Source organism: Ferdinandcohnia salidurans, assembly GCF_042680725.1.
Classification (GTDB): domain Bacteria; phylum Bacillota; class Bacilli; order Bacillales; family Bacillaceae_L; genus Ferdinandcohnia; species Ferdinandcohnia salidurans.
The window spans coordinates 36,601-58,713 of sequence record NZ_JBHUEK010000005.1; the positions used below are offsets into that span (position 1 = coordinate 36,601).

Genomic DNA, 22,113 nt, shown 5'->3' on the forward strand with positions numbered 1-22,113 from the left:
CATTTCGAATGTAGGAGGGGGAAGAATGGCTACTCGACAATCAGTAGATGCCTTTTTACAGCGCTGTGAGGATTCAATCCGAAATGCTCAAGAACAAATTACGTATGCAAGAAGACAGGAGCATTATAATACTACGGAATATACAGATGCTCAAATGCAACTAGAGGAAGTCACGAATGAATTAGCAAAGTTAGCACAAAGTTCTAATGATCAGCAACGCGAGCAATTGCACCGAATGAGGTTGCAATTACAGCAACTTCAAAATGATATGACCTTGGATGCAAACGTGATTCAACAGTATAAGATGTAGGGGATGAATTCATGAAAAAGCGTTCGAAACAAAACAATCCAGAGCAAAAAACCAAAAACGGTGTTAACAGCAATGATGTGGAGTTCGGGCAGGATTTTGATCCTGTGAAAAAATCAAAGCAAAACTATCAGAAAAAGGGACAACCAATAAAATCAAAACAGCGTCACGAATAAATGACAAACCGACAAGCGAAATTCGCTTGTCGGTTTGTTTTTTGTGTCCAGTTATCCGAATACTTTTTTAAATTGAATTAACGTGTGGAAAGGAATAGAATATTTATTTGGTATACGATAAATACGTGAAAATGAAGGAGGTGCCCGTATGCCGCGAGCGCTTTGGATGATTATTATTGGAATGATCATTAATGTCACAGGTTCATCTTTTTTATGGCCATTAAACGCGATTTACATTCATGGTCATCTTGGTAAATCTTTATCTGTTGCAGGTCTTGTACTAATGGTTAATGCGGGTGCAACCGTTATTGGAAATTTAGTAGGTGGCGTGTTATTTGATAAAATAGGTGGCTATAAATCAATTCTGACAGGAATCCTGATTTCATTAGTGGCTCTAATAGGACTTACCTTTTACCATGGTTGGCCACATTATGTGGTTTTCCTAACCATCATTGGGCTTGGTACAGGTATGGTATTCCCAGCCATGTTTGCAATGGCAGGAGCTGTTTGGCCAGAAGGTGGAAGAAAGGCATTTAATGCCGTTTATATCGCACAAAACCTAGGTGTTGCGATTGGATCAGGACTTGGTGGATTTGTGGCATCTTATTCATTTGATTATATTTTTATGGCGAATACATTTATGTATATTCTATTTTTCTTAGTGGCATTGTTTGGTTACCGCGGAATTCACGCTGAAAAGGCTACTCAATCAAGCTTAATTGAACAATCGAAAATGGTTAAAAATCGCTCAAAATTAACAGCATTACTGATTCTTTGTATTGGTTATGTTTTATGTTGGGTGGCCTATGTGCAATGGCAAGCAACTATTTCAAGCTATACACAAGACATCGGGATTACATTAAAGCAATATAGTTTATTATGGACAGTAAATGGAGGCTTAATCGTTCTCGGGCAGCCATTACTGAACATGGCGATAAAATCTTTTGCAAAATCCTTGAAAAAACAAATTATTATAGGAATTCTTATTTTTATTTGTTCTTTTCTTATTGTTTCAGCGGCAAGCTCATTTAGCGGATTTTTAGTTGCGATGATTATATTAACGGTTGGGGAAATGTTTGTATGGCCAGCTGTACCGACCATTGCAAACGATCTTGCACCAAAGGGTCGCGAAGGATTTTATCAAGGGATTGTAAACAGTATGGCAACTGGCGGCCGTATGATTGGACCCGTACTCGGTGGACTGCTTGTTGACTTATGGGGTATGAGCATGTTATTTACGGTATTAGCGGTATTATTGTTCGTATCCATCTTCACTACCGTGATTTATGATAAAAAATTAAAAGAAAAAACGAATGTTGTTATTAGTGCATAACGAAGAGGGCTTGATACGAAAAAAGGTATCAGGTCTTTTTTTAACCTCTTTAATGAATACCTATTCAGATGATATGATGAATATATAAAGGGAGAATAAAGAGGGTGTGGGGAATATATGTTTAATCACAATGATTTTGAGTTCAAAAACAAAATTCTTGAAACGATTATTGACACTGCTTATGAATGGATTGTTGTAGTAGATCATCAAGGTAAAATTATGTACATGAATAAAAATTATTGTGATTTCCTTGAAGTCAATCGAGAAGAGGTTATTGGCACACATGTGACCAAGGTAATCGAAAACACAAGGATGCATATCGTTGTTCAAACCGGAGAAGAGGAAATTGGCAGTCCGCATTATATAAAAGGGAATTATATGATTGCGAATCGAATTCCAATTTATTCTGAACATACAATAGTTGGGGCAGTAGGGGCCGTTATTTTTAAAGATACAAAGGCATTAAATAAGATGAATAGCCATATAAAAAGCTTAATGTCACAGCTGCAAACCTATATTGAGGATTGGCAGGAAAACAATGGGGCTAAATATACGTTGAATGATATTAAAACGGTTTCAAAGCAAGTACTTGAATTAAAGGAAAAGGTTAAAAATATCGCATCAGGTGATATTTCTGTTTTAATTCGAGGTGAAAGTGGAACCGGAAAAGAATTGTTTGCTCACAGTATTCATCAATTAAGTGAAAGAAGTCAAAATCCTTTTATTAAAATTAATTGTGGAGCAATCCCTGAGCATTTATTAGAATCAGAGTTATTTGGTTATGAAGAAGGAGCATTTACTGGAGCAAAAAAGGGAGGAAAAAAAGGCAAGTTTGTTCTTGCGCATGGTGGAACCATTTTTTTAGATGAGGTGGGTGACATGCCATTAAATATGCAGATAAAGCTATTGCGCGTTCTCCAGGAAAAAGAGGTCGAACCAGTAGGAGCAGTAAAGCCTATCCCGGTTGATGTTCGCGTGATTGCAGCGACGAATCGACCTTTGGAACAGATGATTGAGGAGAATCGATACCGTGAGGATTTATTTTACCGAATCAATGTAATCCCGTTCAGGATTCCGCCCCTTCGTGAAAGGCTAGAAGATATTGGTCCGTTAACCCAATTTTTTATTGAAAAAGTTTCAAAGCGTACAGGAAAACGAATTACAGCTATTGACGATGAGGTAATGAGTATTTTTAATCAACATCAATGGCCAGGAAACCTTCGTGAGCTTGAAAATGTAGTAGAGGCTGCTATCCATTTAACAAGTGGAGAAAAAATAGAGATCAGTTCGTTACCGGATTATTTGGTTGATGATCCCAAACTATTAATCGGCCAAAAAACATTGAAAGAAATACTTGAAGATACTGAAAAAAGGGTACTCGAGAAAACATTACAAAAATATAGTGACGATAAACAATTAGCTGCGAAAGCACTTGGGATAAGTAAATCTAGTATGTATGAAAAACTTAAGAAGCTAAAGCTAGAATCGTAAATTCCAGAAATCCGGAACATTATTCCAGATTCCTGGAATTCTTTTTTTCCCCATGTAATCTAGGTTTATAAAAAACTAGGAAACTATAATTCCAGAATTCTGGAATTATAGGGTGGAAAGTAAATTGAAATATGGCGATTTAGTGACCTTTTTGATTTTGGCACAATACTTGCAACATTAAAAACTGAAATGATCAAAAGGAGGTCAAATATAGCGAATCGAAAAAAGAGGTTAAAAAGAAATTGAAAGCGGTTACTAAGTGCATCAGGATTTGAGACGGAATTACTGTATATGGTTGACAATGTTTCACAATAAAATTTGAGTAAGGGGGATATAAAATGCTCAGTATGATTGGGTTGGTTGGAGGCTTAGTGCTTTTAATTGTTTTAACAATGAGAGGCATGAACTTACTAATTGCAGGGCCATTATGTGCTCTAGTTGTAGCTGTTTTAAGTGGCCTTCCGTTGTTTCCACAGTTAGCAGGTGAGGGAGAAGCAAACTTTGTTGGCAATTATATGAGTGGATTTTCAAGTTTCGTTACGTCTTGGTACCTCATGTTCCTATTAGGAGCCATATTTGGAAAAGTGATGGAGGATAGTGGTGCGGCTGATAGTGTGTCAAAGTGGATTGTTGATAAATTAGGTATGAAATATGCCATTTTTGCAATCGTCTTAGCCTGTGCAGTACTCACCTATGGCGGTGTAAGTTTATTTGTTGTTGCTTTCTCTGTTTATCCAATGGCAATTAGTCTATTTAAAGAAGCAAATTTACCGAGAAGATTTATCCCTGCAACATTAGCATTCGGTTCTGTTACATTTACAATGACATCAGCAGGGTCTCCAGAAATTCAAAACTGGATCCCTATTGAATATTTAGGTACATCACCATTAGCAGGTTGGGAAGTTAGTGCCATTGTCGCGGTATTTATGATGATTTTTGGCGGCTGGTGGTTAAAGCGGATGATTAATAAGGCAGTTGCAAAAGGAGAAACCTTCGTTTCAAGAGAAAATGACCCAATTGTTGAAAATAAAGAACTGCCACACCCGATTACAGGACTTATTCCGTTAGTAGTGGTTCTTCTTATTTCGTTTTTCCTTCACGATAAGCTTGCACAATCTGCCCTTATCATTGCTTTATTAGGTGGGGTTATTTCAACTTATTTATTGAATCGTAAGTATTTTACATCCGTTAATAAAGCACTTTCCGAGGGGACACTTGGTGCATTAATTGCGATTGGTAACACTGCAGCCGTTGTTGGATTTGGAGGAGTTGCAAAAGCGGTTCCTGCTTTCGAGGTTGCAGTTGATGCGATGACAAGTATCCCAGGTAGTCCATTAATTGGAGGAGCAATTGCCGTTAGTGTCATTGCCGGTATGACAGGTTCAGCATCTGGGGGGCAGGCGATCGCACTTCCATTATTAGCTCCACATTATGTTGAAGCAGGCGTTAATACAGAGGCACTTCATAGGGTCGTGGCCATTTCGTCAGGTGCATTAGACTCACTCCCTCATAATGGCTATGTTGTAACAACGGTACGGTCAATTTGTGGAGAATCACATAAGGATGCATATGGTGCCGTTGGTGCGTTAACAGTGATTGTTCCCTTAATTGGGCTAGCCATTGCCATTATTTTATTTTCTTTAGGTTTAGGAATTTAGGAGGACGTCATGTTTACAAATCAGGTTATCTTAATTACCGGTGCAGCACAAGGGATTGGATTTGAAATGGGGAAAACCTTTGCTAAGAATGGCGCACGTGTTGTATTAACGGATATAGATGAGTCGGCAGTAAAAAAATCTGCATCAGAGCTTCAGGATTCTGGCTATGATGCGAGTGGTTTAAAATGTAATGTCACCAATGAACTAGAAATTATTGAGATGATTAATAGTACGGTTTCAACATACGGGAGAATTGATTGCCTAATCAACAATGCAGGGTTGCAGTATGTGTCTCCAATCGAAGAATTTCCAAAAGAAAAATTTGAATTATTATTGTCCGTTATGCTTACTGCCCCATTTGTGGCAATCAAGCATGTGTTTCCGATTATGAAACAACAAAAGTTTGGACGGATTATTAACATGGCTTCCATTAATGGTTTAATCGGTTTTGCTGGTAAAGCTGCTTATAATAGCGCAAAGCATGGTGTTATTGGTTTAACAAAGGTTGCTGCATTAGAAGGAGCAGAACACGGAATTACAGTGAATGCAATATGTCCTGGCTACGTCGATACACCACTTGTAAGAAATCAACTTGCAGACCTAGCCAAAACACGAAAAGTGGATCTAGAAAAGGTTTTGGAGGAGGTTATTTATCCTCTTGTTCCACAGAAGCGCCTTTTAGAGGTTGAGGAAATTGCAAATTACGTTATGTTTTTAGCAAGTGAACATGGAAGAGGAATAACAGGTCAGGCATGTGTAATTGATGGGGGCTATACAGCTCAATAAAAGTGAAAAAGAATCTCATATTCTGAGATTCTTTTTCTGCTATTTTTCTATTTTTATGGTAAAATTTATTTAGCGAATTTTTGTTGACCTTATAAAAGGGTGCCACTAGTGTCCTTTTTTATAGGGTCTTTTTTTAATGTCCGACAGTTTCACTACCGTCATCTGTTCCATCTGCTGTTACTTTTAATAATGCAACTGCACCTTTTTGTGCATGGTTAAATTGGTGAGTTACGATTGAGTAGGTTCCTTCTTTTGTAACCGTAAATTCAACAACAGCTCCACCGCTAGCTGGAAGCATAACAGTTTGTAGACCTTGCATGTGGTTGTATGGGTTACCATCGATATATACATCATCAAATATTGTACCCACTACGTGGAAAGAACTCACTTCATTTGGACCAACATTGTTTACATAAAATCTTACACGATCGCCAACTTTAGCAAGAAGTGGAGTTTCTTTTAAAGAGAAAGTGTCTCCGTTTGTATTTAAGTCACCATCTTTAAGGGCCTTTGTAGAGAAAACAACTTGGCTAGGAACTCCATTTGTCATATCATTTAAATCGTTGTATTTATACCATTCGTTTTGGATGATAAGGTATTCTCTATCAATCTCATTATCTGTTGGATACCCATCTTTTGGTTTAACAATAATTGTACCGTGCATTCCGTTTGCGATATGTGATAAAACCGGTGCAGTTCCACAGTGATACATAAATACTCCTGGCTTATTCGCTGGATATGAGAATGATCCCGTTTCATCTGGCATAACATCAATGAAATCTTTTGAAGGTGCTGCATGTACGGCATGAAAATCCATGCTGTGTGGAATTGCAGGGTCCATATTTTTTAGGGTAAAGTTAATCGTATCACCTTGATTAACAATAACGACAGGTCCTGGGGCTTCACCATTAAATGTCCACGCCTTATAGATATACCCTTTGTCAATTTCAATATCTGTAATTTGCGCTGTCATTTCAACGTTTACTACATTTTCAGAAACCCTTTCTACTTTTAATGGTACAGGTTCTTGGTTAAGGTCTTTGTGAGGAGCAATTACTTCTCCTTGGCCAGACTCAGAACCAGCTGTTTGTGCTTCTACTTTCTCCTCCTTCACAGCCTCTTGATTACTACCACATCCAGATAAAATGATTGAAGTTCCAACTATTGATGCAACCAACAATTTAATTTTTGTGTTCATGAATAATACCCCCTTGGATATTTGGTATTTGCTTTCTACACCCTTATCATATTCGGAGGGCATATCTGAAAACGTGATTTTAATCACGCATTTTGACTTAATCTGTGGACAGTTTGTGAAATGGTGAGCATATAAACATCGTTCCAATAGTGATAAGGGTTTAAACGCTTTCGAAACGGTGTTTTTAGTCAAAATTCCTTCACATATCTGGCCATTTTTACCCCTAGGGAATGGTTGTCCTAATAACCCGTTTTCTGATGTTAAAATCAGCTATATTAATAAACCAAAATCGTAACTGAATACGTTTAGGAAAAAATATAGTGGGTAAAATGATGGAGGAAAAGCCCAATTTTTCCTATTTCACTTGCAGTTCTTATATAAATTCTATACAATACTGAATATAATCAAAAATTAATGAAGCGTTGAAAAGGAGTAGTAATGTTCTACACACGTGTTAGAGAGTTGACGGGTGGTGCAAGTCAATCGTTGATGAACATGAACTCGCCTTTGAGCAATAAGCATGAACTGCAAATGTGCAAATTAGTGCTTGTCGTATGATCCGCGTTAAGGGTGAATGAAGTGAGTGCACAATTTGTCACTAATGTGGGTGGTACCGCGGGAAGAATACATATCCTCTCGTCCCTTTTGGGATTAGGGGTTTTTTGTTTTTTTTAGAGGATTTTTTAGCATTTGTAACTGATTAAGGAGGAAGTCTTATGAGTTTTAATCACCAAAAGATCGAGAAAAAATGGCAGCAGTACTGGGAACAGAACAAAACATTTAAGACAACTGAAGACGAAGGAAAGCGTAAATTCTATGCGTTAGACATGTTCCCATATCCTTCTGGAGCGGGACTGCATGTTGGCCACCCTGAAGGCTATACGGCTACTGATATTTTAGCAAGAATGAAGCGTATGCAAGGATACAATGTTCTTCATCCAATGGGATGGGATGCATTCGGTTTGCCAGCTGAACAATATGCATTAGATACTGGAAACGACCCTGCTGAGTTCACAGAAAAAAATATCAATACCTTCCGCCGACAAATTAAAGAACTTGGATTTTCATATGATTGGGATCGTGAAATTAACACAACAGATCCTAATTACTATAAATGGACACAATGGATTTTCACAAAGCTTTTTGAAAAAGGTTTAGCATATGTAGATGAAATTCCTGTTAACTGGTGCCCTGCGTTAGGAACTGTACTTGCAAACGAAGAAGTAATCGATGGGAAAAGTGAACGTGGTGGCCATCCTGTTGAAAGACGCCCAATGAGACAATGGGTATTAAAAATTACTGAATATGCAGAACGTTTACTACAGGATTTAGATGAGCTTGATTGGCCAGACAGTTTAAAAGAAATGCAGCGTAACTGGATTGGCCGTTCAGAGGGAGCGCATGTAACCTTTAACATTGATGGACATGAGGAAACATTTACCGTGTTCACAACTCGTCCAGACACTTTATTTGGTGCTACTTATGCAGTACTTGCGCCAGAGCATCCATTTGTTGATAAAATCACGACTCCTGAACAAAAAGAAGCAGTCAATGCCTACCTAGATAAAATCAAGAGTAAGAGTGATTTAGAGCGTACAGACTTAGCAAAAGATAAAACAGGTGTATTCACAGGTGCATATGCCGTTAACCCTGTAAACCAAGAAAAAATGCCAATCTGGATTGCCGATTATGTTCTAATGAGTTATGGAACAGGAGCCATTATGGCAGTTCCAGCACATGATGAGCGTGACTATGAATTTGCACAAAAATTTGAATTGCCGATTATAGAAGTCGTTGCTGGCGGTGATGTTTCCAAAGAAGCATATACTGGTGACGGTGAGCATGTTAATTCAGATTTCCTAAATGGATTAAATAAAGAAGAAGCCATTACAAAAATGATTGCATGGCTTGAAGAAAATAAGTTAGGTAAAAAGGAAATTACCTATAAGTTACGTGATTGGTTATTTAGCCGCCAGCGTTATTGGGGTGAACCAATTCCAGTCATTCAATGGGAAGATGGAACAATGACTACTGTTCCAGAGGAAGAACTTCCGCTTGTACTTCCAAAAACGAAGGAAATCAAACCTTCCGGAACTGGTGAATCACCACTTGCAAATATCTCAGAGTGGGTAAATGTCGTTGATGAAAAGACTGGCAAAAAAGGCCGTCGTGAAACAAACACAATGCCACAATGGGCAGGTAGCTGTTGGTACTACTTACGCTATATTGATCCACACAATGATCAAGCAATCGCAGATCCGGAAAAATTAAAAGAATGGTTGCCAGTTGATATATATATTGGTGGAGCAGAACATGCAGTACTTCACTTACTTTATGCGAGATTCTGGCATAAAGTTTTATATGATATCGGTGTTGTTACAACGAAAGAACCATTCCAAAAGCTATTCAACCAAGGTATGATTCTTGGTGAAGGTAACGAAAAAATGAGTAAGTCAAAAGGAAATGTTGTAAACCCTGATGACATCATTGAATCTCATGGAGCAGACACTCTTCGTTTATACGAAATGTTCATGGGACCATTGGATGCTTCCATTGCTTGGTCAACAAACGGCCTAGATGGTTCTCGTCGTTTCTTAGATCGAATCTGGCGTTTACTTGTCGAAGAAAATGGTAGCCTATCTTCCAAAGTGAAAGCTGATTCAAATGATACTACACTTGAACGTGTGTATCACCAAACAGTGAAAAAGGTAACAGAGGACTATGAAGCATTACATTTTAATACGGCAATTTCACAATTGATGGTATTCATCAATGATGCATACAAAGCAACTGAATTGCCTAAGCCGTTTATAGAAGGCTTTGTAAAACTTCTTTCTCCAGTTGCTCCTCACTTGGCTGAAGAGCTTTGGGAGAAACTTGGAAATACAGGATCTATTGCTTATGAATCATGGCCAGCATTTGATGAAGCAAAATTAGTTGAAGCTGAAATTGAGATTGTTATTCAAGTGAATGGAAAAGTAAAAGCAAAGCTTCATGTTCCTGCAGATGCTTCTAAAGAAGTACTTGAGCAAATTGCGATGGGGGCAGACCCAGTTAAGGAACAAATCGAAGGAAAAACGGTTCGCAAAGTTATTGCGGTACCAGGTAAGCTTGTAAATATTGTAGCTAACTAATAGCAAAAAGCCCTCCAATTGGAGGGCTTTTAACATGTAAAAGGATACCACTAATGGCTGCTTTACCATTTACTCAACCATTTCAGATTGTAGATAGTTATAGAGTAGCTTTGTAGTGTTTTCAATTGAATCTTTATGTGTTCGCTCAAATGCGTGAGAAGAGTCGATTCCAGGTCCAATTAATCCATGGATAATATCATGTCCGGAACGAATAGCTGCAGATGCATCAGATCCATAGTATGGATAAATATCAAGCTTATACCCGATTTCATGTTTTTCAGCAAGTTGGACAAGTTTTTTTCGGAAAGCATAATGATAAGGTCCACTAGCATCCTTCACACAAATGGAAACTGTATATTCATCGGTTGATTGACCGTCTCCCATTGCCCCCATATCTACGGCTAAGTACTCTACTGTTTCAGGTGTGATATTAGAGTTTCCTCCATAGCCGATTTCTTCGTTATTTGAAATAAGAAAATGTGTTGTATACGGGAGTTCAATATTCTCTGACTTGATTTGTTTAATCAATTGAAGCAGGATACCAACACTTGCTTTATCATCCAGATGGCGAGACTTTATAAAGCCATTAGCTGTAACTTCCACACGTGGGTCAAAGGAAACAAAATCGCCAATTTCAATACCAAGAGCTCTAACTTCATCCGCATTTTTTACTTTCTCGTCAATCCGGACTTCCATATTTTCTTGGTTACGTTCAGCTTTACCTGCATCCTTGTATACGTGTACAGATTGCTGATGCATTAAAATAGTTCCTGTATAAAATTTGCCAGTTGAAGTTTCGATTCGGCAGTATTCCCCTTCAATCGAGTTGTATTTAAATCCACCAATTAGATCAAGTTTTAATCGACCACTTGGTTTAATTTCTTTTACAATAGCCCCCAATGTGTCTACATGGGCTGTGAGCATACGATGTTTTTGTGTGTCTTTTCCGGGAATAGTAGCGATTAGCCCGCCTTTTCGGTTTCGATATGTATCTACATTTTCCTCTTTTAGAAGCTTTTCTACGAAAGTGATCACTTCGCTTGTGTTTCCAGATGGACTTGGAATCGAAACAAGCTCTTTAATAAGTTGAATGGTTTCGTCTGTATTTGGATAAGTCAACTTCTTTTCCCCCTTGATTTTAAGCTAGTTATAGCATACTCTTTTTTAAAAAGAAATTCTAGTTTTCAAGAATATGGAAAACTTCAGTTTTTGAAAATTGTAATCCGTATTTTCGGTTTGCTATAATGGTCGAGATAGAAAGTGAAAGGATGGGACCTAATGATTGAAGAAATAACAACCGAAGAACTGAAACAAAAGCTTGAAGCAGGTGAGAAGTTAGAGCTTGTTGATGTTCGTGAAGATGAAGAAGTAGCAGAGGGAATGATCCCTGGAGCAAAGCATATTAAAATGGGAGAAATTCCGGAAAATCTAGGGTTTTTTGATAAAGATACTGAATACATCATTATTTGCCGCTCTGGTGGTAGAAGCTTTAATGTTTGTGCATATCTCGATGACCAAGGGTATAAAGTCCGAAACATGGTCGGTGGAATGATGAATTGGACAGGAGAAACGAAGCGATAAAAGGAAGGACTACCTGTATTCCTGATAAAAAGTTATAAAAATTACATTCAAATAAGTAATTAACGTGAATTCATATAGAATTCACGTTTTTATTTTGCTGAAACAATAAGAAAATAGTAAATAACGGTAATAATTTATTGAAAAACGATAAAAATATGTTTAGAATTAAAATAATAACATTTGGAGGGGAAGAAATGACACTTTTTTTATTGCTTGGTATCTTATTAGTCGTTGTTTTGGGAATTTATCAAAACAAACTTGTGAATTACATAGGTACCAATAATCGTATAGTAAAAAAACTATCAAGCTATAATTGGTTCCAAAATCCATGGCTTAGTGGGTTATTTCTATTTGTTTTGAATGCCATTTTATTTGGCTTAACTTTATTAATACTCTATGGACTGAGCTTCCTGATGATCCCTTACATCCATTTATTTATTATGGTGGGGGCTGTTCTAGTAAGTCTGGTTGCATGGATTATACTTTTGAATGCCTGGAAAGGTGATAAAAAGGGGCGTTTACTAAGAGGGTTTCTAGGCAGTAGTTTTTATTTAATCCTTACACTTGTTTTCGCTTATATGATTGTCACTCTTGAACCACAATTTCCAGGAGACGATACCTTTATGGCATTCATCGGACTCGTCATGGCCATCACCGTAACCCTTGTCGCATTCATCACCTGTTTTTTATTTACAGGACTGTTTGCAAGAAAGGAAATGAGCTAATCTAAAACTTGGAGTTATTTGCAACTCTTGCCTTCCTTTTTTCGACTATATTTAAAAGGGGGTCTACGAAATGAAATATACAAAAGGGATACTCGTTATAGTGTTACTTTTTCTGATTTTTATTGGGTTATTCCCACGTCAAGCATCTGCATGTTCATGTGCCTATCCTGAATCTGTAAAGGATGAGTTAAATAGAAAAACGGCCGTATTCTCTGGAAAGGTCATTAAAATGGAGGATGAAAATAAACGTTCGTATATTCAATCAAGTGCCGATCCTATTGAGGTGTTGTTTGAAGTCAATGAAAGTTGGAAAGGTGTTGAGACCTCTCAAGTTATTGTAAGCGCTGCAAGATCTAGTGCAAGCTGTGGGTACGAATTTGAATTAGATAAGGAATATATTGTCTATGCCTATGGGGAAAACGATCATTTAGAAACAGGATTATGCGAGAGGACAGCGTTATTATCTGAAGCAGGGGAAGATTTGGCGATTCTTGGCCAGGGGAAAGCACCCACCGAACAAGTGGATTTACAAGATGAACTAGGAAATTCGAATCTATCTTTGTATCTTGCCATCAGTGTCATTTTTCTCGTTATAGGATTCTTATTCCGTAAAAGAATGAAAAAATCTTAATTTGTAAGCTTATAAGTCTAAAACTCTGTCAATACTAGTGTTGGAGGTGGAGTTTATGGCTTTGAAGGTTAAGGTTTTTGATGAAGAACATGAAGAGGACCTCGAGCATAAGATGAACCGCTTTTTAGAACAGATTGGCGAAGGAGATATTATTGATATCAAATTCCAGGTCGGCATTTCTTGCGATCAAGAGGATGACCAAATCTTTTGTTTTTCTGCGATGGTCATATATAGAGCCTAACCCACAATAACTAGAGTGAGTTAGGCTCTGCTTTAATTTCGTATGGCTGATGCTTGTTTCCCTGCGTTATCGCCTGCTAATCTTCCCGTGACAAGAGCTGATGTTATATTGTAGCCACCCGTATATCCGTGGATATCAAGAATTTCTCCACAGAAAAAGAGTCCCTTCATGAGTTTTGATTCCATTTCCTTTGGATGAATCTCTTTGATTGAAACACCACCACCAGTTACAAATGCTTTCTCAATTGGTAAGGTGCCATTTACTGTGAATTGAAATTGTTTACAATCCTTAGCAAATGCACGAATCCGATCATGAGGCAAGTTTGCAAATGTAACCTGAGGGTCAATCTCATTTCTTTCTAATAAAAAGAGTAAATATCTTTCTGGTAAAAATCCTTTTAAGATATTTTTTAAAGCCTTCTTAGGCTCTTCTTTCACTAGTTTCAATATCTGCTGAAAAATTTGCTCTTCGTTCATCGTAGGAAGCGCATCAATACTAATGACTACATCGTCTACTTTAAACTTTTTCATCGTCTTTACAACAAACTGGCTACAGCGTAAAACGGCCGGTCCCGAAATTCCGAAATGAGTAAACAACATGTCCATTTGATGGGTAATTACCGTCTTACCTTTAGGGTTCAGGACACTAACAGCAACATCTCGTAATGCTAGTCCTTGTAGGGATTTATTTTTAATAAAATCTTCGTTAGATGTTACCGGAACTTCGGTAGGGAATAGGTCTGTGATTGTATGACCGGCAGCCTTTGCCCATGCATATCCATCCCCAGTCGAACCTGTTTGTGGTACAGATTTACCACCGACAGCGACAACGACACAACTTGCTTCTAGGTATTCACCGTTTTTTAAGTGTACACCTGCGACCCGACCATCTCTATATTCGAGCTTAGCAACGGGTGTGTCTGTTTGGATATGAACGTGTAAAGACTCAAGTTGATTTAATAGGGCATCGACGACAGACTGGGCTTTATTTGTCGTTGGAAACATCCTGCCATGGTCTTCTTCTTTTAGTTGTATCCCTAATTTCTCAAAAAACGCGATAATATCTTCGTTATTAAATACAGAGAACGCGCTATATAAAAATCTGCCATTACCTGGGATATGTTTGATGATTTCTTCTATGGGGAGTCGGTTAGTGACATTGCAACGTCCTCCACCTGAAATTGCAAGCTTTCTCCCAAGCTTGTTCCCTTTATCTAAAAGGAGAACCTTTGCTCCTTGCTCTCCAGCAGCAATCGCAGCCATTAAGCCTGAAGGTCCCCCTCCAATTACAATTACATCATACTGCAAATAGAACACTCCTTATAATCAAATACGCCTTGGCGTACCAAGTTGGATTAAGTTAATCTAAAAATCGTTGGCGGTCCTCTGGAGAAGGAAGCATACAGCTTTCCTGTTTTCCAAACCATTTATAACGATTATTGGCAATTACATGATAAAATATATCCCTGATAGGTGCTGGCACAAATCTAAAAATCGAAAGAAAACGATATTGGCCTTTGAGATTTCGGCAGACCCTAAGTGCAGCACTTGATTTTGTAAAATAACGCTCACCTTCAATTAATACGAAACTATTTATGTTTTCGGATATACCATGTGTTTTCAACAGGTCTTTTCCCACTTCACTTTGAAGGGATGCAAAAAGATAACGTTGTTTCAAATCTCTTTTAAGGATAAATTGGACACTGCTGTTGCAAAACGTACAAACGCCATCAAACAAAATAATCTCTTTCATGGCTTTCCACACTCCCATGCTTTCCTTATTACATCATATCATGGGATTGATGAAATGTTGAATCATAGAATAACGTTGAAATTAAAAACTAACAAGTCTAAACTATACATGACAAAGCTAAAGAAGCTAATAAGTCAAGAAACAGACAAATAATTATAGGTTAATAATTTTTATAAGTATGATAAAATTGATTAGTTAGTCTTCAAATATATAGATTGGGGATTTTATATGTCAGATTCGAAACTATTGCGTGGGACGTTTGTTTTAACCCTTGCTACATATATTTCTCGAGTACTTGGAATGATCTATGTGTTTCCTTTTGTTTATTTAGTTGGAAGCCTTGGATCTGCCCTTTATTCTTATGGGTATGCACAATATACAATATTTTTATTTATATCAACAGCGGGAATTCCAGCTGCTGTTTCTAAATTTGTTTCGAAATATAACTCATTAGGCGATTATCATACCGGGATGAGGATGTATAAGTCTGGACTAATCGTAATGGGGCTTACAGGTTTAGTCGGTTTTACAATCCTTAACTTAATTGCACCCATTCTTGCGCCAATTGTTCTTGGTGGGGGAGATGCAGGAAATACGGTTGAAGATGTTACATTCGTGATACGAATGGTAAGCTTTGCACTACTTGTTGTTCCGATTATGAGTATTCAACGAGGATTCTTCCAAGGTCACCAATCAATGGGACCAACTGCTGTTTCACAGGTTGTGGAACAAATTGTCCGTATTTCCTTTGTTCTTGCAGCAACTTTTATTGTAATGAAGATAATCGATGGAGAGAGAGTATTTGCTGTTGGCTTAGCTACATTTGGTGCCTTTATTGGGGCGCTTGGTGGATTGGCAGTCCTCCTATGGTATTGGTTTAAGCGAAAACCATACTTAGAGGAAATGCTCGCGAAAAGTAAACCACAAACAGATATGACAACAAAGGAGATGTTTAGGGAGCTGTTTTCCTATGCGGGACCTTTTGTCATTGTAGGACTTGCGATTCCGCTTTATCAATATGTTGACCAACTTACGTTTAACAAAACAATGATGAGCAACGGAGTCGATAAAGATATATCTGAAGGATTATTCTCATATGTCACCTTTATGGTTCCAAAATTGGTTATGATTCCTGTGTCTTTAGCGACTGCATTTAGTCTAACGCTTGTACCAACGATTACAAAGTCGTTTACATCAGGGGACTTTAGTTTACTTAGAAGTCAAATTGATAAGACCTTTCAAATTTGTGTGCTGTTAGTATTACCAGCGGTTGTTGGTTTATCAGTATTAGCCTATCCAGCCTTTAATGCATTTTTTGAAATGAGTGAAGCTGGCGGTCGAATTTTAAGATGGTATGCACCTGTCGCAATTCTATTTTCTTTCTATTCGATTTCAGCTGCCATTCTACAAGGAATTAATAAGCAAAAGTTTGCAGTGGTAAGTTTGTTTATGGGGCTAATTCTTAAAATAAGTTTTAATGGTCCGTTTATCTCTTGGTTTGGTGAGATTGGTTCTATTCTTTCAACTGCCTTAGGATACACGGTAGCCATTTTATATTGTTTCTGGATGATTGCAAGGCATGCAGGATATAAATACTCAATGTTTGCAAGAAGGTCGTTATTAATGGCTATTTTCGCAACGGTTATGGCATTGGCTATATTTTTAGTCGGATGGTTATTATCTTTTGTTGTCGGATTTGAAAATGGTAGGGTGCAGTCAGTCTTCGTGCTCTTAGTTGGGGTTGTAGTTGGCGCTGCTGTTTACCTATTTTTAGCCTATCGTTCACGACTATTGGAGGTCCTTCTCGGCAATCGATTTGCATTTTTATCAAGAGATAGAAAAAAGGCTGTTCAGTAAGTGACAGCCTTTTTTTCGAATATAACTATTCGATTTGTGTGAGAGGAACTCCATTTTTTCCGGGTTAGAAGGATCTTACAATGGCCTAGCCTTGGAAAGTTCCAATGCCTAGACGACGCTCAATGCGGTCTATACGGCGGTCTAAACGGTCGATCTGATTTTCTAGTCTTTGGACTTGGCGCTCAAGACGGTCGAGACGACGATCTACGTTTCCGCCTCCGCCTCCACCTGGAAATCCAGGCATTCCTGGGAAGAAGCCCTGAGGTTGTTGACGATAATCATAATAATACATAGTGGTATCGCTCCTTTTTCTTTATAAAAATACAATAACAGTGTATGTATGAAGGGCGTTTGTGCAATGAATAAAACGCCCATTCTAATAAAGAATGGGTATTCGCGGAGTAAAAAGGAGGTATTTGAATTGCGAATTGATAAATTACTTGCCAATCGAGGATTTGGAAGTAGGAAAGAAGTTAAAAGCCTATTAAAATCAGGAGCTGTTCAAATAAATGGAGTAGCTATCAAAGATTCTAGTAAGCATGTAAATGTAGAATCAGATTCAGTCACCGTTCATGGTGAAATAATCGAATACAAGGAATTCATTTATTTAATGCTAAATAAACCTCAGGGTGTTATATCGGCAACTGAGGATCATCTTCATGACACTGTTCTTGATTTATTAGAAATGGAAGATACGGTCTACAATCCTTTTCCAGTCGGACGTTTGGATAAGGATACAGAAGGTTTATTGATGTTAACTAATGACGGTCAGCTTGCACATCAATTGCTTTCACCAAAAAAACATGTGCCCAAAACCTATATTGCCATTATTGAAGGTGAAGTAACTCAAGAGGATGTGGAGGCATTTCGAAACGGGGTTACGCTTGATGATGGATATGAAACAATGCCAGCAGAACTAAAAATCATTAGCAGTGGATTGCGCTCTGAAATCGAAGTAATCATTGAAGAAGGAAAGTTCCATCAAGTAAAGCGAATGTTTGAGTCGGTCGGGAAGCGAGTCATCTATTTGAAAAGGGTTAAAATGGGGCCGTTACCACTAGATGAGTCCCTCGAGTTAGGGGAATATCGTGAGTTAACAGATGATGAGGTATTGCAATTAAAAAACTATACGAAAAATTAACAAGGGCTGTCATTAAGACAGCCCTTTATCATTGCAAATATAGTTTCTATGTATGTATCTGTATGAATAGGCTTTCTAGTGTGAAGTTATTTGCTACCTTCTTCAAGCGCCCCTTATAATTGGTTGCTAAGATATTTTGACTTTCTTTTTTGTGATTGTCCATTTTCCTCGGCTAGGGCTGCGAACCAAATCATTATATGCTAACACATTCAAATCACGCTGAATGGTTCTTGATGTTATTCCAAATTCATCCACAAGCTCCTGTGTTGTTACAGTCCCTTTTTCGTTAATAAACATGTAGACTGATTTGATACGAGTTAACATACGGTTTGTTGAAGGCTTCAAAAAACCACTCCTTATCATTTTTGTACATGCCAGACATGCCTCAGTCTTCCTATTAATCAAATCGCTTTTCAAAAATATCAATTGGTATGAAGTATTCATATTTTAAACAAACAATCTTATATATATGTCCTTTTATCACCTCTTCTCTTTACAGGTGCGTTTGCTATATATATATAGTTGTAACTGAATAGTATGACTATTTCCACAAAATTTTTCAAGAATTTACATTTTACTTCTATTATTATCATAAATTATTTCTACTATTCTGTTTTTTACATTTTAATTACAGTTTGGTAAAGGTCGTCCAAAATAAGGAAACTTTTTCTCAGGATTTTCGTATGTAATGGTGGAGGGGTTGTGAATGGAACAGACATTATTGGAAGTATCGATACAGGATTCGGGCTATGAAGAGAATAATAAGATTGTAGAAAATCTTTCTTTTTCAATCAACCGAGGTGAAATCGTTGGGCTTATAGGGCCTAATGGTGCAGGTAAAAGTACAACGATCAAAACAATTCTCGGATTATTGGAAAATACGAATAGCAAGATTGATTTTATCAATAACCATACATATGCTTATATTCCGGAACGTCCGGTTTTTTATGATGAATTGACATTATGGGAACATCTCGATCTTGCGGCGGGTGTGATGGAGATTGAAGACTCACAGTTTAATGAAACGGCGATGAAACTAGTGAATCTCTTCCATATGGAAAAAGTGATACATAAGCTTCCAAGTACTTTCTCAAAAGGGATGCAGCAAAAGGTTATGCTCATAACGGCTTTTCTAATAAAACCGGATATTTATATAATTGATGAACCGTTTGTCGGATTAGATCCAATGGCGATGCAGGACTTTTTAACGCTAATTGATGCTGAGAAAAAACGTGGGGCAGGAATTCTGATGTGTACACATGTATTAGATACTGCGGAAAAGGTATGTGATCGTTTCCTATTGGTAGCGAGTGGGAGGCTTAAGGCCGAGGGCAATCTTGAAAACATTCGAGCAGAAGCAAAACTTCCTGAGGCTGCACTTTTACAGTGTTTTAACCAAATTGTACAAGGTGAAACGTCGAATGAATAAAAGTCTATTTAGAACTCGTCTTCGTAAAGAGATTGGGTATCAATGGGGTGTATTTAAAAGTGTAGTAGATTGGACCATTTTCCTCTATTTATTCATTCCTGCCCTTGCGATAGGGGGCTACCATTATTATATATGGTGGTCTGAAATTCCAAGCTGGGTTAATGGTTTCCCACTTTCCTTTCTATTTATTTTGCTTTACTTTTTTTGCTGGGAAGGACGGATCCGGACATTTTTGGAAGAAGCAGACCAATTATTTTTACTTCAAAAACGCTACCTTGTAGTAGCTTTGAAAAAGTCGACACGTAATCTATATGTTCTTGGCTATAGTGTAGGTGTACTTATTCTTATAGGGATATTAGCTCCATTTTTATTTAAACATTACAACCTATCCTGGTTAGATATCCTTAGCGTTACCTTTTATTTTATCAGCCTAAAAGCTCTAGTCCTTGGATGGAAGCAATCCCTGGACGATATCGTTTCGCCATGGAAAAAAGGCTTTTTTATAGTTTTACTATTCATTGCATTAGGTGCTTTCACATCTTCATTTGTAACTTGGGCACTTGAACAGTTTGCTTTACTATTATTAATGATGGGCCTAATTCAATGGTTCTTATTCTGGATGAATTCTTCGAAAAGGATAGACAAGCTTACGACCTTTTCTAAGGATGTTGACCTAGAGAAAATGCTGAAGCTGAAGTATGTTAGGAGTATCTTTGTTTTTTCCGAATATGTAGAAAAAACACCAAATCAAAAGAAGCGAAGCCCATTTTTTTATCGGAACTCAAAACGAATTTATAAAAAGCGTAATCGTCAGAGAAGCTTGCAAGAATTATTTATAAAAGCGTTTTTTAGGAACAAAACCTATTTGTTTCAATGTTTACAAATCTCAAGTATCACGACGGTAGCCTTGATTGTCATCCCCCCAATTTGGATCAAAAGTATAATCTTTTTGGGCTATATTATCTTACTAAGAATGTGGATAAAGATTGTATATAAGCGGGCCATGTCCAATCACTTTATTGTCAATGTTAGAAAAGATGATATTATTCGTACACAGGCGGAACACTATATTGTGAATTTACTATCGCTTCCTGTAATATCAATTGTAGGATTAATACTAATTTTGATCATAGTGTAAGGAGAATTAGGATGGAACAGATTAACTGGCTTGAAGAAGTAATAAAACGCAAAGACCAAATGATTAAAGATACGCAAGATTTTTTGAGAATAAAAAGTGTCCTTGATGAAGAAAATGGAACACCAACTGCACCGTTTGGAGCGGGAATTGATGAGGCATTACACTATTTATTAGACAAAGGCAGTGCGGAAGGCTTTAGTGCTAAAAACCTTGATGGCTACGCAGGACATCTCGAAATGGGTTCTGGAAATGATTTGGTTGGTATCTTATGCCATATCGATGTTGTACCAGAAGGGGATGGATGGTCTAGTGATCCGTTTGGGGCAGAAATTCATGACGGAAAAATAATTGCAAGGGGCTCACTTGATGATAAAGGTCCAACAATGGCTGCATATTACGCGATGAAAATAGTAAAGGAATTGAATTTGCCACTTTCTAAGCGTGTCCGAATGATCATTGGAACGGATGAAGAAAGTGATTGGCGCTGTGTCGACCATTATTTTAAGCACGAAGAAATGCCGACAATGGGCTTTGCACCAGATGCGGACTTCCCGATTATTTATGCTGAAAAAGGAATCGCCGATTTTGATTTGGTTCAAAAACCGGGTCAAGCTTCTGGTGGTGAGCTTCGCTTAGAGTCATTCAGTTCAGGGCGACGCTACAACATGGTTCCTGATTTTGCAGAGGCTAAGCTTGAAGGGAAAGCAAATCTTCAAGAAATGGTGAATGATTTTCAAGAATTTTTACATAAAAACACATTAGAAGGTCGTGGCATTTGTGATGAAGATACCGTCATTTTTCAGCTTGAAGGTGTGTCTGCTCACGGGATGGAGCCAGACCATGGGAAAAATGCGGGCTTCTATTTGGCCACCTTTTTACAAAGATATTCATTAGATGAACAAGCTACGCAATATGTAAAATTCATAAATGAATATTTCGTTGGTGATTCAAGAGGAAGAAGTCTAGGTGTTGCTTATAGTGATGACATCACAGGTGATCTAACCATTAATGTTGGAAAGCTTTCCTATTCTTCAGTGAACGGTGGAAGACTCGGATTAAATTTACGTTACCCTGTAACAAATGATATGGACGGAACGAAGAAGAAACTTGAGGAAGTATGTGAGAAGGTCGGATTTGAGCTTACGAAGTACAGTAATTCTTCACCACACCATGTTGACAAGAATCATCCATTAATTCAAACTCTTCAAAAAGTCTATGAGGAACAAACTGGTGAAGAGGCCACTTTGGTTTCAATTGGTGGAGGAACATATGCAAGGTCATTAGAAGCGGGTGTGGCATTCGGACCATTGTTCCCAGGTCGCCCAGATGTTGCCCACCAAAAAGATGAATGTATTTTAGTAGAGGACTTAGTTAAGGCAACTGCAATTTATGCTCAAGCGATTTATGAGTTAGCTAAATAAGATGCCGAGAAGCCCGCCCTGTTGGCGGGCTTTTAAATTGGGATTAAGTGCTAACGCCGATAGAATCGGCCCTAGTTTCCCTTTATACGTAAGTTTGCTAAAATGATAAAGTGA

General features: G+C 37.8%; 22 protein-coding genes and 1 other annotated feature. Of the genes, 16 read left to right on the top strand and 6 right to left on the bottom strand.

Features of this window, described 5'->3' with window-relative positions:
- The first annotated feature begins 25 nt into the window (after positions 1-25).
- The 6 genes from ACFSFW_RS02610 (at position 26) to ACFSFW_RS02635 (ending at position 5,751) form a co-directional block, all read left to right on the top strand.
- Positions 26-310: a YtzC family protein gene (locus ACFSFW_RS02610; RefSeq protein WP_099362236.1), complete on the top strand. Its 285-nt coding sequence runs from the start codon at positions 26-28 to the stop codon at positions 308-310.
- A gap of 11 nt (positions 311-321) precedes the next feature.
- Positions 322-483, top strand: a complete 162-nt coding sequence (locus tag ACFSFW_RS02615; protein ID WP_388034933.1) for a glycogen biosynthesis protein GlgD — start codon at positions 322-324, stop codon at positions 481-483.
- 148 nt (positions 484-631) lie between these two features.
- The gene (locus tag ACFSFW_RS02620; RefSeq protein WP_388034936.1) at positions 632-1,816 is read left to right on the top strand and encodes an MDR family MFS transporter; all 1,185 of its coding nucleotides are present in this window, start codon (positions 632-634) and stop codon (positions 1,814-1,816) included.
- A 117-nt stretch (positions 1,817-1,933) separates the two neighbouring features.
- The gene (locus ACFSFW_RS02625; protein WP_388034939.1) at positions 1,934-3,307 is read left to right on the top strand and encodes a sigma-54 interaction domain-containing protein; all 1,374 of its coding nucleotides are present in this window, start codon (positions 1,934-1,936) and stop codon (positions 3,305-3,307) included.
- A 338-nt stretch (positions 3,308-3,645) separates the two neighbouring features.
- Positions 3,646-4,965: a GntP family permease gene (locus tag ACFSFW_RS02630; protein WP_388034942.1), complete on the top strand. Its 1,320-nt coding sequence runs from the start codon at positions 3,646-3,648 to the stop codon at positions 4,963-4,965.
- A gap of 9 nt (positions 4,966-4,974) precedes the next feature.
- Positions 4,975-5,751, top strand: coding sequence for a 3-hydroxybutyrate dehydrogenase (locus ACFSFW_RS02635; protein WP_388034945.1), 777 nt, complete (start codon positions 4,975-4,977; stop codon positions 5,749-5,751).
- Positions 5,752-5,884: 133 nt separating this feature from the next.
- Here the strand turns inward: ACFSFW_RS02635 and ACFSFW_RS02640 are convergent, their stop codons facing one another.
- On the bottom strand, positions 5,885-6,949 hold the full coding sequence (locus ACFSFW_RS02640; protein WP_388034948.1) for a multicopper oxidase domain-containing protein: 1,065 nt from the start codon (positions 6,947-6,949) through the stop codon (positions 5,885-5,887).
- A gap of 413 nt (positions 6,950-7,362) precedes the next feature.
- Positions 7,363-7,596, top strand: a binding site (T-box leader).
- A gap of 69 nt (positions 7,597-7,665) precedes the next feature.
- Here ACFSFW_RS02640 and leuS point away from each other — a divergent pair.
- Positions 7,666-10,083: a leucine--tRNA ligase gene (leuS, locus tag ACFSFW_RS02645; protein ID WP_388034951.1), complete on the top strand. Its 2,418-nt coding sequence runs from the start codon at positions 7,666-7,668 to the stop codon at positions 10,081-10,083.
- Between the two features lie 69 nt (positions 10,084-10,152).
- Here the strand turns inward: leuS and ACFSFW_RS02650 are convergent, their stop codons facing one another.
- Complete coding sequence (locus tag ACFSFW_RS02650) at positions 10,153-11,202, bottom strand: M42 family metallopeptidase (RefSeq protein WP_388034953.1); 1,050 nt, start codon at positions 11,200-11,202, stop codon at positions 10,153-10,155.
- Between the two features lie 159 nt (positions 11,203-11,361).
- On the opposite strand from ACFSFW_RS02650, the gene ACFSFW_RS02655 reads away from it, so the two are divergent.
- The 4 genes from ACFSFW_RS02655 (at position 11,362) to ACFSFW_RS02670 (ending at position 13,261) form a co-directional block, all read left to right on the top strand.
- Positions 11,362-11,664: a rhodanese-like domain-containing protein gene (locus ACFSFW_RS02655; RefSeq protein ID WP_099351927.1), complete on the top strand. Its 303-nt coding sequence runs from the start codon at positions 11,362-11,364 to the stop codon at positions 11,662-11,664.
- Positions 11,665-11,858: 194 nt separating this feature from the next.
- A complete protein-coding gene (locus ACFSFW_RS02660) occupies positions 11,859-12,389 on the top strand; it encodes a hypothetical protein (RefSeq protein ID WP_388034956.1) in 531 nt (176 codons plus the stop codon).
- A 70-nt stretch (positions 12,390-12,459) separates the two neighbouring features.
- The gene (locus ACFSFW_RS02665) at positions 12,460-13,020 is read left to right on the top strand and encodes a hypothetical protein (RefSeq protein ID WP_388034959.1); all 561 of its coding nucleotides are present in this window, start codon (positions 12,460-12,462) and stop codon (positions 13,018-13,020) included.
- A 55-nt stretch (positions 13,021-13,075) separates the two neighbouring features.
- Positions 13,076-13,261 (top strand): sporulation protein Cse60, encoded by a 186-nt coding sequence (locus ACFSFW_RS02670; protein WP_388034961.1) that lies wholly within the window; start codon positions 13,076-13,078, stop codon positions 13,259-13,261.
- A 32-nt stretch (positions 13,262-13,293) separates the two neighbouring features.
- Here ACFSFW_RS02670 and ACFSFW_RS02675 read toward each other — a convergent pair whose 3' ends face one another.
- Together ACFSFW_RS02675 and ACFSFW_RS02680 are read right to left on the bottom strand one after the other, a co-directional pair.
- Entirely contained in the window at positions 13,294-14,568 is a 1,275-nt protein-coding gene (locus tag ACFSFW_RS02675) for a BaiN/RdsA family NAD(P)/FAD-dependent oxidoreductase (RefSeq protein ID WP_388034964.1), read from the bottom strand.
- A 52-nt stretch (positions 14,569-14,620) separates the two neighbouring features.
- On the bottom strand, positions 14,621-15,013 hold the full coding sequence (locus tag ACFSFW_RS02680) for a thiol-disulfide oxidoreductase DCC family protein (protein ID WP_388034966.1): 393 nt from the start codon (positions 15,011-15,013) through the stop codon (positions 14,621-14,623).
- Between the two features lie 228 nt (positions 15,014-15,241).
- Here ACFSFW_RS02680 and ACFSFW_RS02685 point away from each other — a divergent pair, with 228 nt between their 5' ends.
- Complete coding sequence (locus ACFSFW_RS02685; RefSeq protein ID WP_304219276.1) at positions 15,242-16,870, top strand: putative polysaccharide biosynthesis protein; 1,629 nt, start codon at positions 15,242-15,244, stop codon at positions 16,868-16,870.
- An 85-nt stretch (positions 16,871-16,955) separates the two neighbouring features.
- Here ACFSFW_RS02685 and ACFSFW_RS02690 read toward each other — a convergent pair whose 3' ends face one another.
- Positions 16,956-17,162 carry a hypothetical protein gene (locus ACFSFW_RS02690; protein ID WP_388034969.1) on the bottom strand — a complete coding sequence of 69 codons (207 nt, stop codon included), beginning with the start codon at positions 17,160-17,162 and terminating at the stop codon, positions 16,956-16,958.
- A 129-nt stretch (positions 17,163-17,291) separates the two neighbouring features.
- Here ACFSFW_RS02690 and ACFSFW_RS02695 point away from each other — a divergent pair, with 129 nt between their 5' ends.
- Positions 17,292-18,011 (top strand): pseudouridine synthase, encoded by a 720-nt coding sequence (locus ACFSFW_RS02695; RefSeq protein WP_388034971.1) that lies wholly within the window; start codon positions 17,292-17,294, stop codon positions 18,009-18,011.
- 126 nt (positions 18,012-18,137) lie between these two features.
- Here the strand turns inward: ACFSFW_RS02695 and ACFSFW_RS02700 are convergent, their stop codons facing one another.
- Positions 18,138-18,356, bottom strand: a complete 219-nt coding sequence (locus ACFSFW_RS02700; protein WP_010678476.1) for a DeoR family transcriptional regulator — start codon at positions 18,354-18,356, stop codon at positions 18,138-18,140.
- A 361-nt stretch (positions 18,357-18,717) separates the two neighbouring features.
- Between ACFSFW_RS02700 and ACFSFW_RS02705 the strand changes: the two genes are divergently transcribed.
- From ACFSFW_RS02705 to pepV, 3 genes are read left to right on the top strand one after another with little or no spacing between them, the layout of a single operon-like run.
- On the top strand, positions 18,718-19,440 hold the full coding sequence (locus ACFSFW_RS02705; RefSeq protein WP_388034974.1) for an ABC transporter ATP-binding protein: 723 nt from the start codon (positions 18,718-18,720) through the stop codon (positions 19,438-19,440).
- Positions 19,433-20,578 carry an ABC transporter permease gene (locus tag ACFSFW_RS02710; protein WP_388034977.1) on the top strand — a complete coding sequence of 382 codons (1,146 nt, stop codon included), beginning with the start codon at positions 19,433-19,435 and terminating at the stop codon, positions 20,576-20,578. The genes ACFSFW_RS02705 and ACFSFW_RS02710 overlap by 8 nt, the downstream gene beginning before the upstream one ends.
- Positions 20,579-20,589: 11 nt before the next feature.
- Positions 20,590-21,999, top strand: coding sequence for a dipeptidase PepV (gene pepV / locus ACFSFW_RS02715; protein WP_388034979.1), 1,410 nt, complete (start codon positions 20,590-20,592; stop codon positions 21,997-21,999).
- Positions 22,000-22,113: the final 114 nt, after the last annotated feature.

Excerpts from the sequence above, each read along its gene's own strand:
- ACFSFW_RS02630 (WP_388034942.1), top strand. The coding sequence starts at position 3,646 with ATGCTCAGTATGATTGGGTTGGTTGGAGGCTTAGTGCTTTTAATTGTT.
- ACFSFW_RS02635 (WP_388034945.1), top strand. The coding sequence starts at position 4,975 with ATGTTTACAAATCAGGTTATCTTAATTACCGGTGCAGCACAAGGGATT.
- ACFSFW_RS02705 (WP_388034974.1), top strand. The coding sequence starts at position 18,718 with ATGGAACAGACATTATTGGAAGTATCGATACAGGATTCGGGCTATGAA.
- ACFSFW_RS02660 (WP_388034956.1), top strand. The coding sequence starts at position 11,859 with ATGACACTTTTTTTATTGCTTGGTATCTTATTAGTCGTTGTTTTGGGA.
- ACFSFW_RS02685 (WP_304219276.1), top strand. The coding sequence starts at position 15,242 with ATGTCAGATTCGAAACTATTGCGTGGGACGTTTGTTTTAACCCTTGCT.
- ACFSFW_RS02610 (WP_099362236.1), top strand. The coding sequence starts at position 26 with ATGGCTACTCGACAATCAGTAGATGCCTTTTTACAGCGCTGTGAGGAT.
- pepV (WP_388034979.1), top strand. The coding sequence starts at position 20,590 with ATGGAACAGATTAACTGGCTTGAAGAAGTAATAAAACGCAAAGACCAA.
- ACFSFW_RS02710 (WP_388034977.1), top strand. The coding sequence starts at position 19,433 with ATGAATAAAAGTCTATTTAGAACTCGTCTTCGTAAAGAGATTGGGTAT.
- leuS (WP_388034951.1), top strand. The coding sequence starts at position 7,666 with ATGAGTTTTAATCACCAAAAGATCGAGAAAAAATGGCAGCAGTACTGG.
- ACFSFW_RS02690 (WP_388034969.1), bottom strand. The coding sequence starts at position 17,162 with ATGTATTATTATGATTATCGTCAACAACCTCAGGGCTTCTTCCCAGGA.
- ACFSFW_RS02625 (WP_388034939.1), top strand. The coding sequence starts at position 1,934 with ATGTTTAATCACAATGATTTTGAGTTCAAAAACAAAATTCTTGAAACG.
- ACFSFW_RS02620 (WP_388034936.1), top strand. The coding sequence starts at position 632 with ATGCCGCGAGCGCTTTGGATGATTATTATTGGAATGATCATTAATGTC.
- ACFSFW_RS02640 (WP_388034948.1), bottom strand. The coding sequence starts at position 6,949 with ATGAACACAAAAATTAAATTGTTGGTTGCATCAATAGTTGGAACTTCA.
- ACFSFW_RS02655 (WP_099351927.1), top strand. The coding sequence starts at position 11,362 with ATGATTGAAGAAATAACAACCGAAGAACTGAAACAAAAGCTTGAAGCA.
- ACFSFW_RS02670 (WP_388034961.1), top strand. The coding sequence starts at position 13,076 with ATGGCTTTGAAGGTTAAGGTTTTTGATGAAGAACATGAAGAGGACCTC.
- ACFSFW_RS02615 (WP_388034933.1), top strand. The coding sequence starts at position 322 with ATGAAAAAGCGTTCGAAACAAAACAATCCAGAGCAAAAAACCAAAAAC.
- ACFSFW_RS02665 (WP_388034959.1), top strand. The coding sequence starts at position 12,460 with ATGAAATATACAAAAGGGATACTCGTTATAGTGTTACTTTTTCTGATT.
- ACFSFW_RS02680 (WP_388034966.1), bottom strand. The coding sequence starts at position 15,013 with ATGAAAGAGATTATTTTGTTTGATGGCGTTTGTACGTTTTGCAACAGC.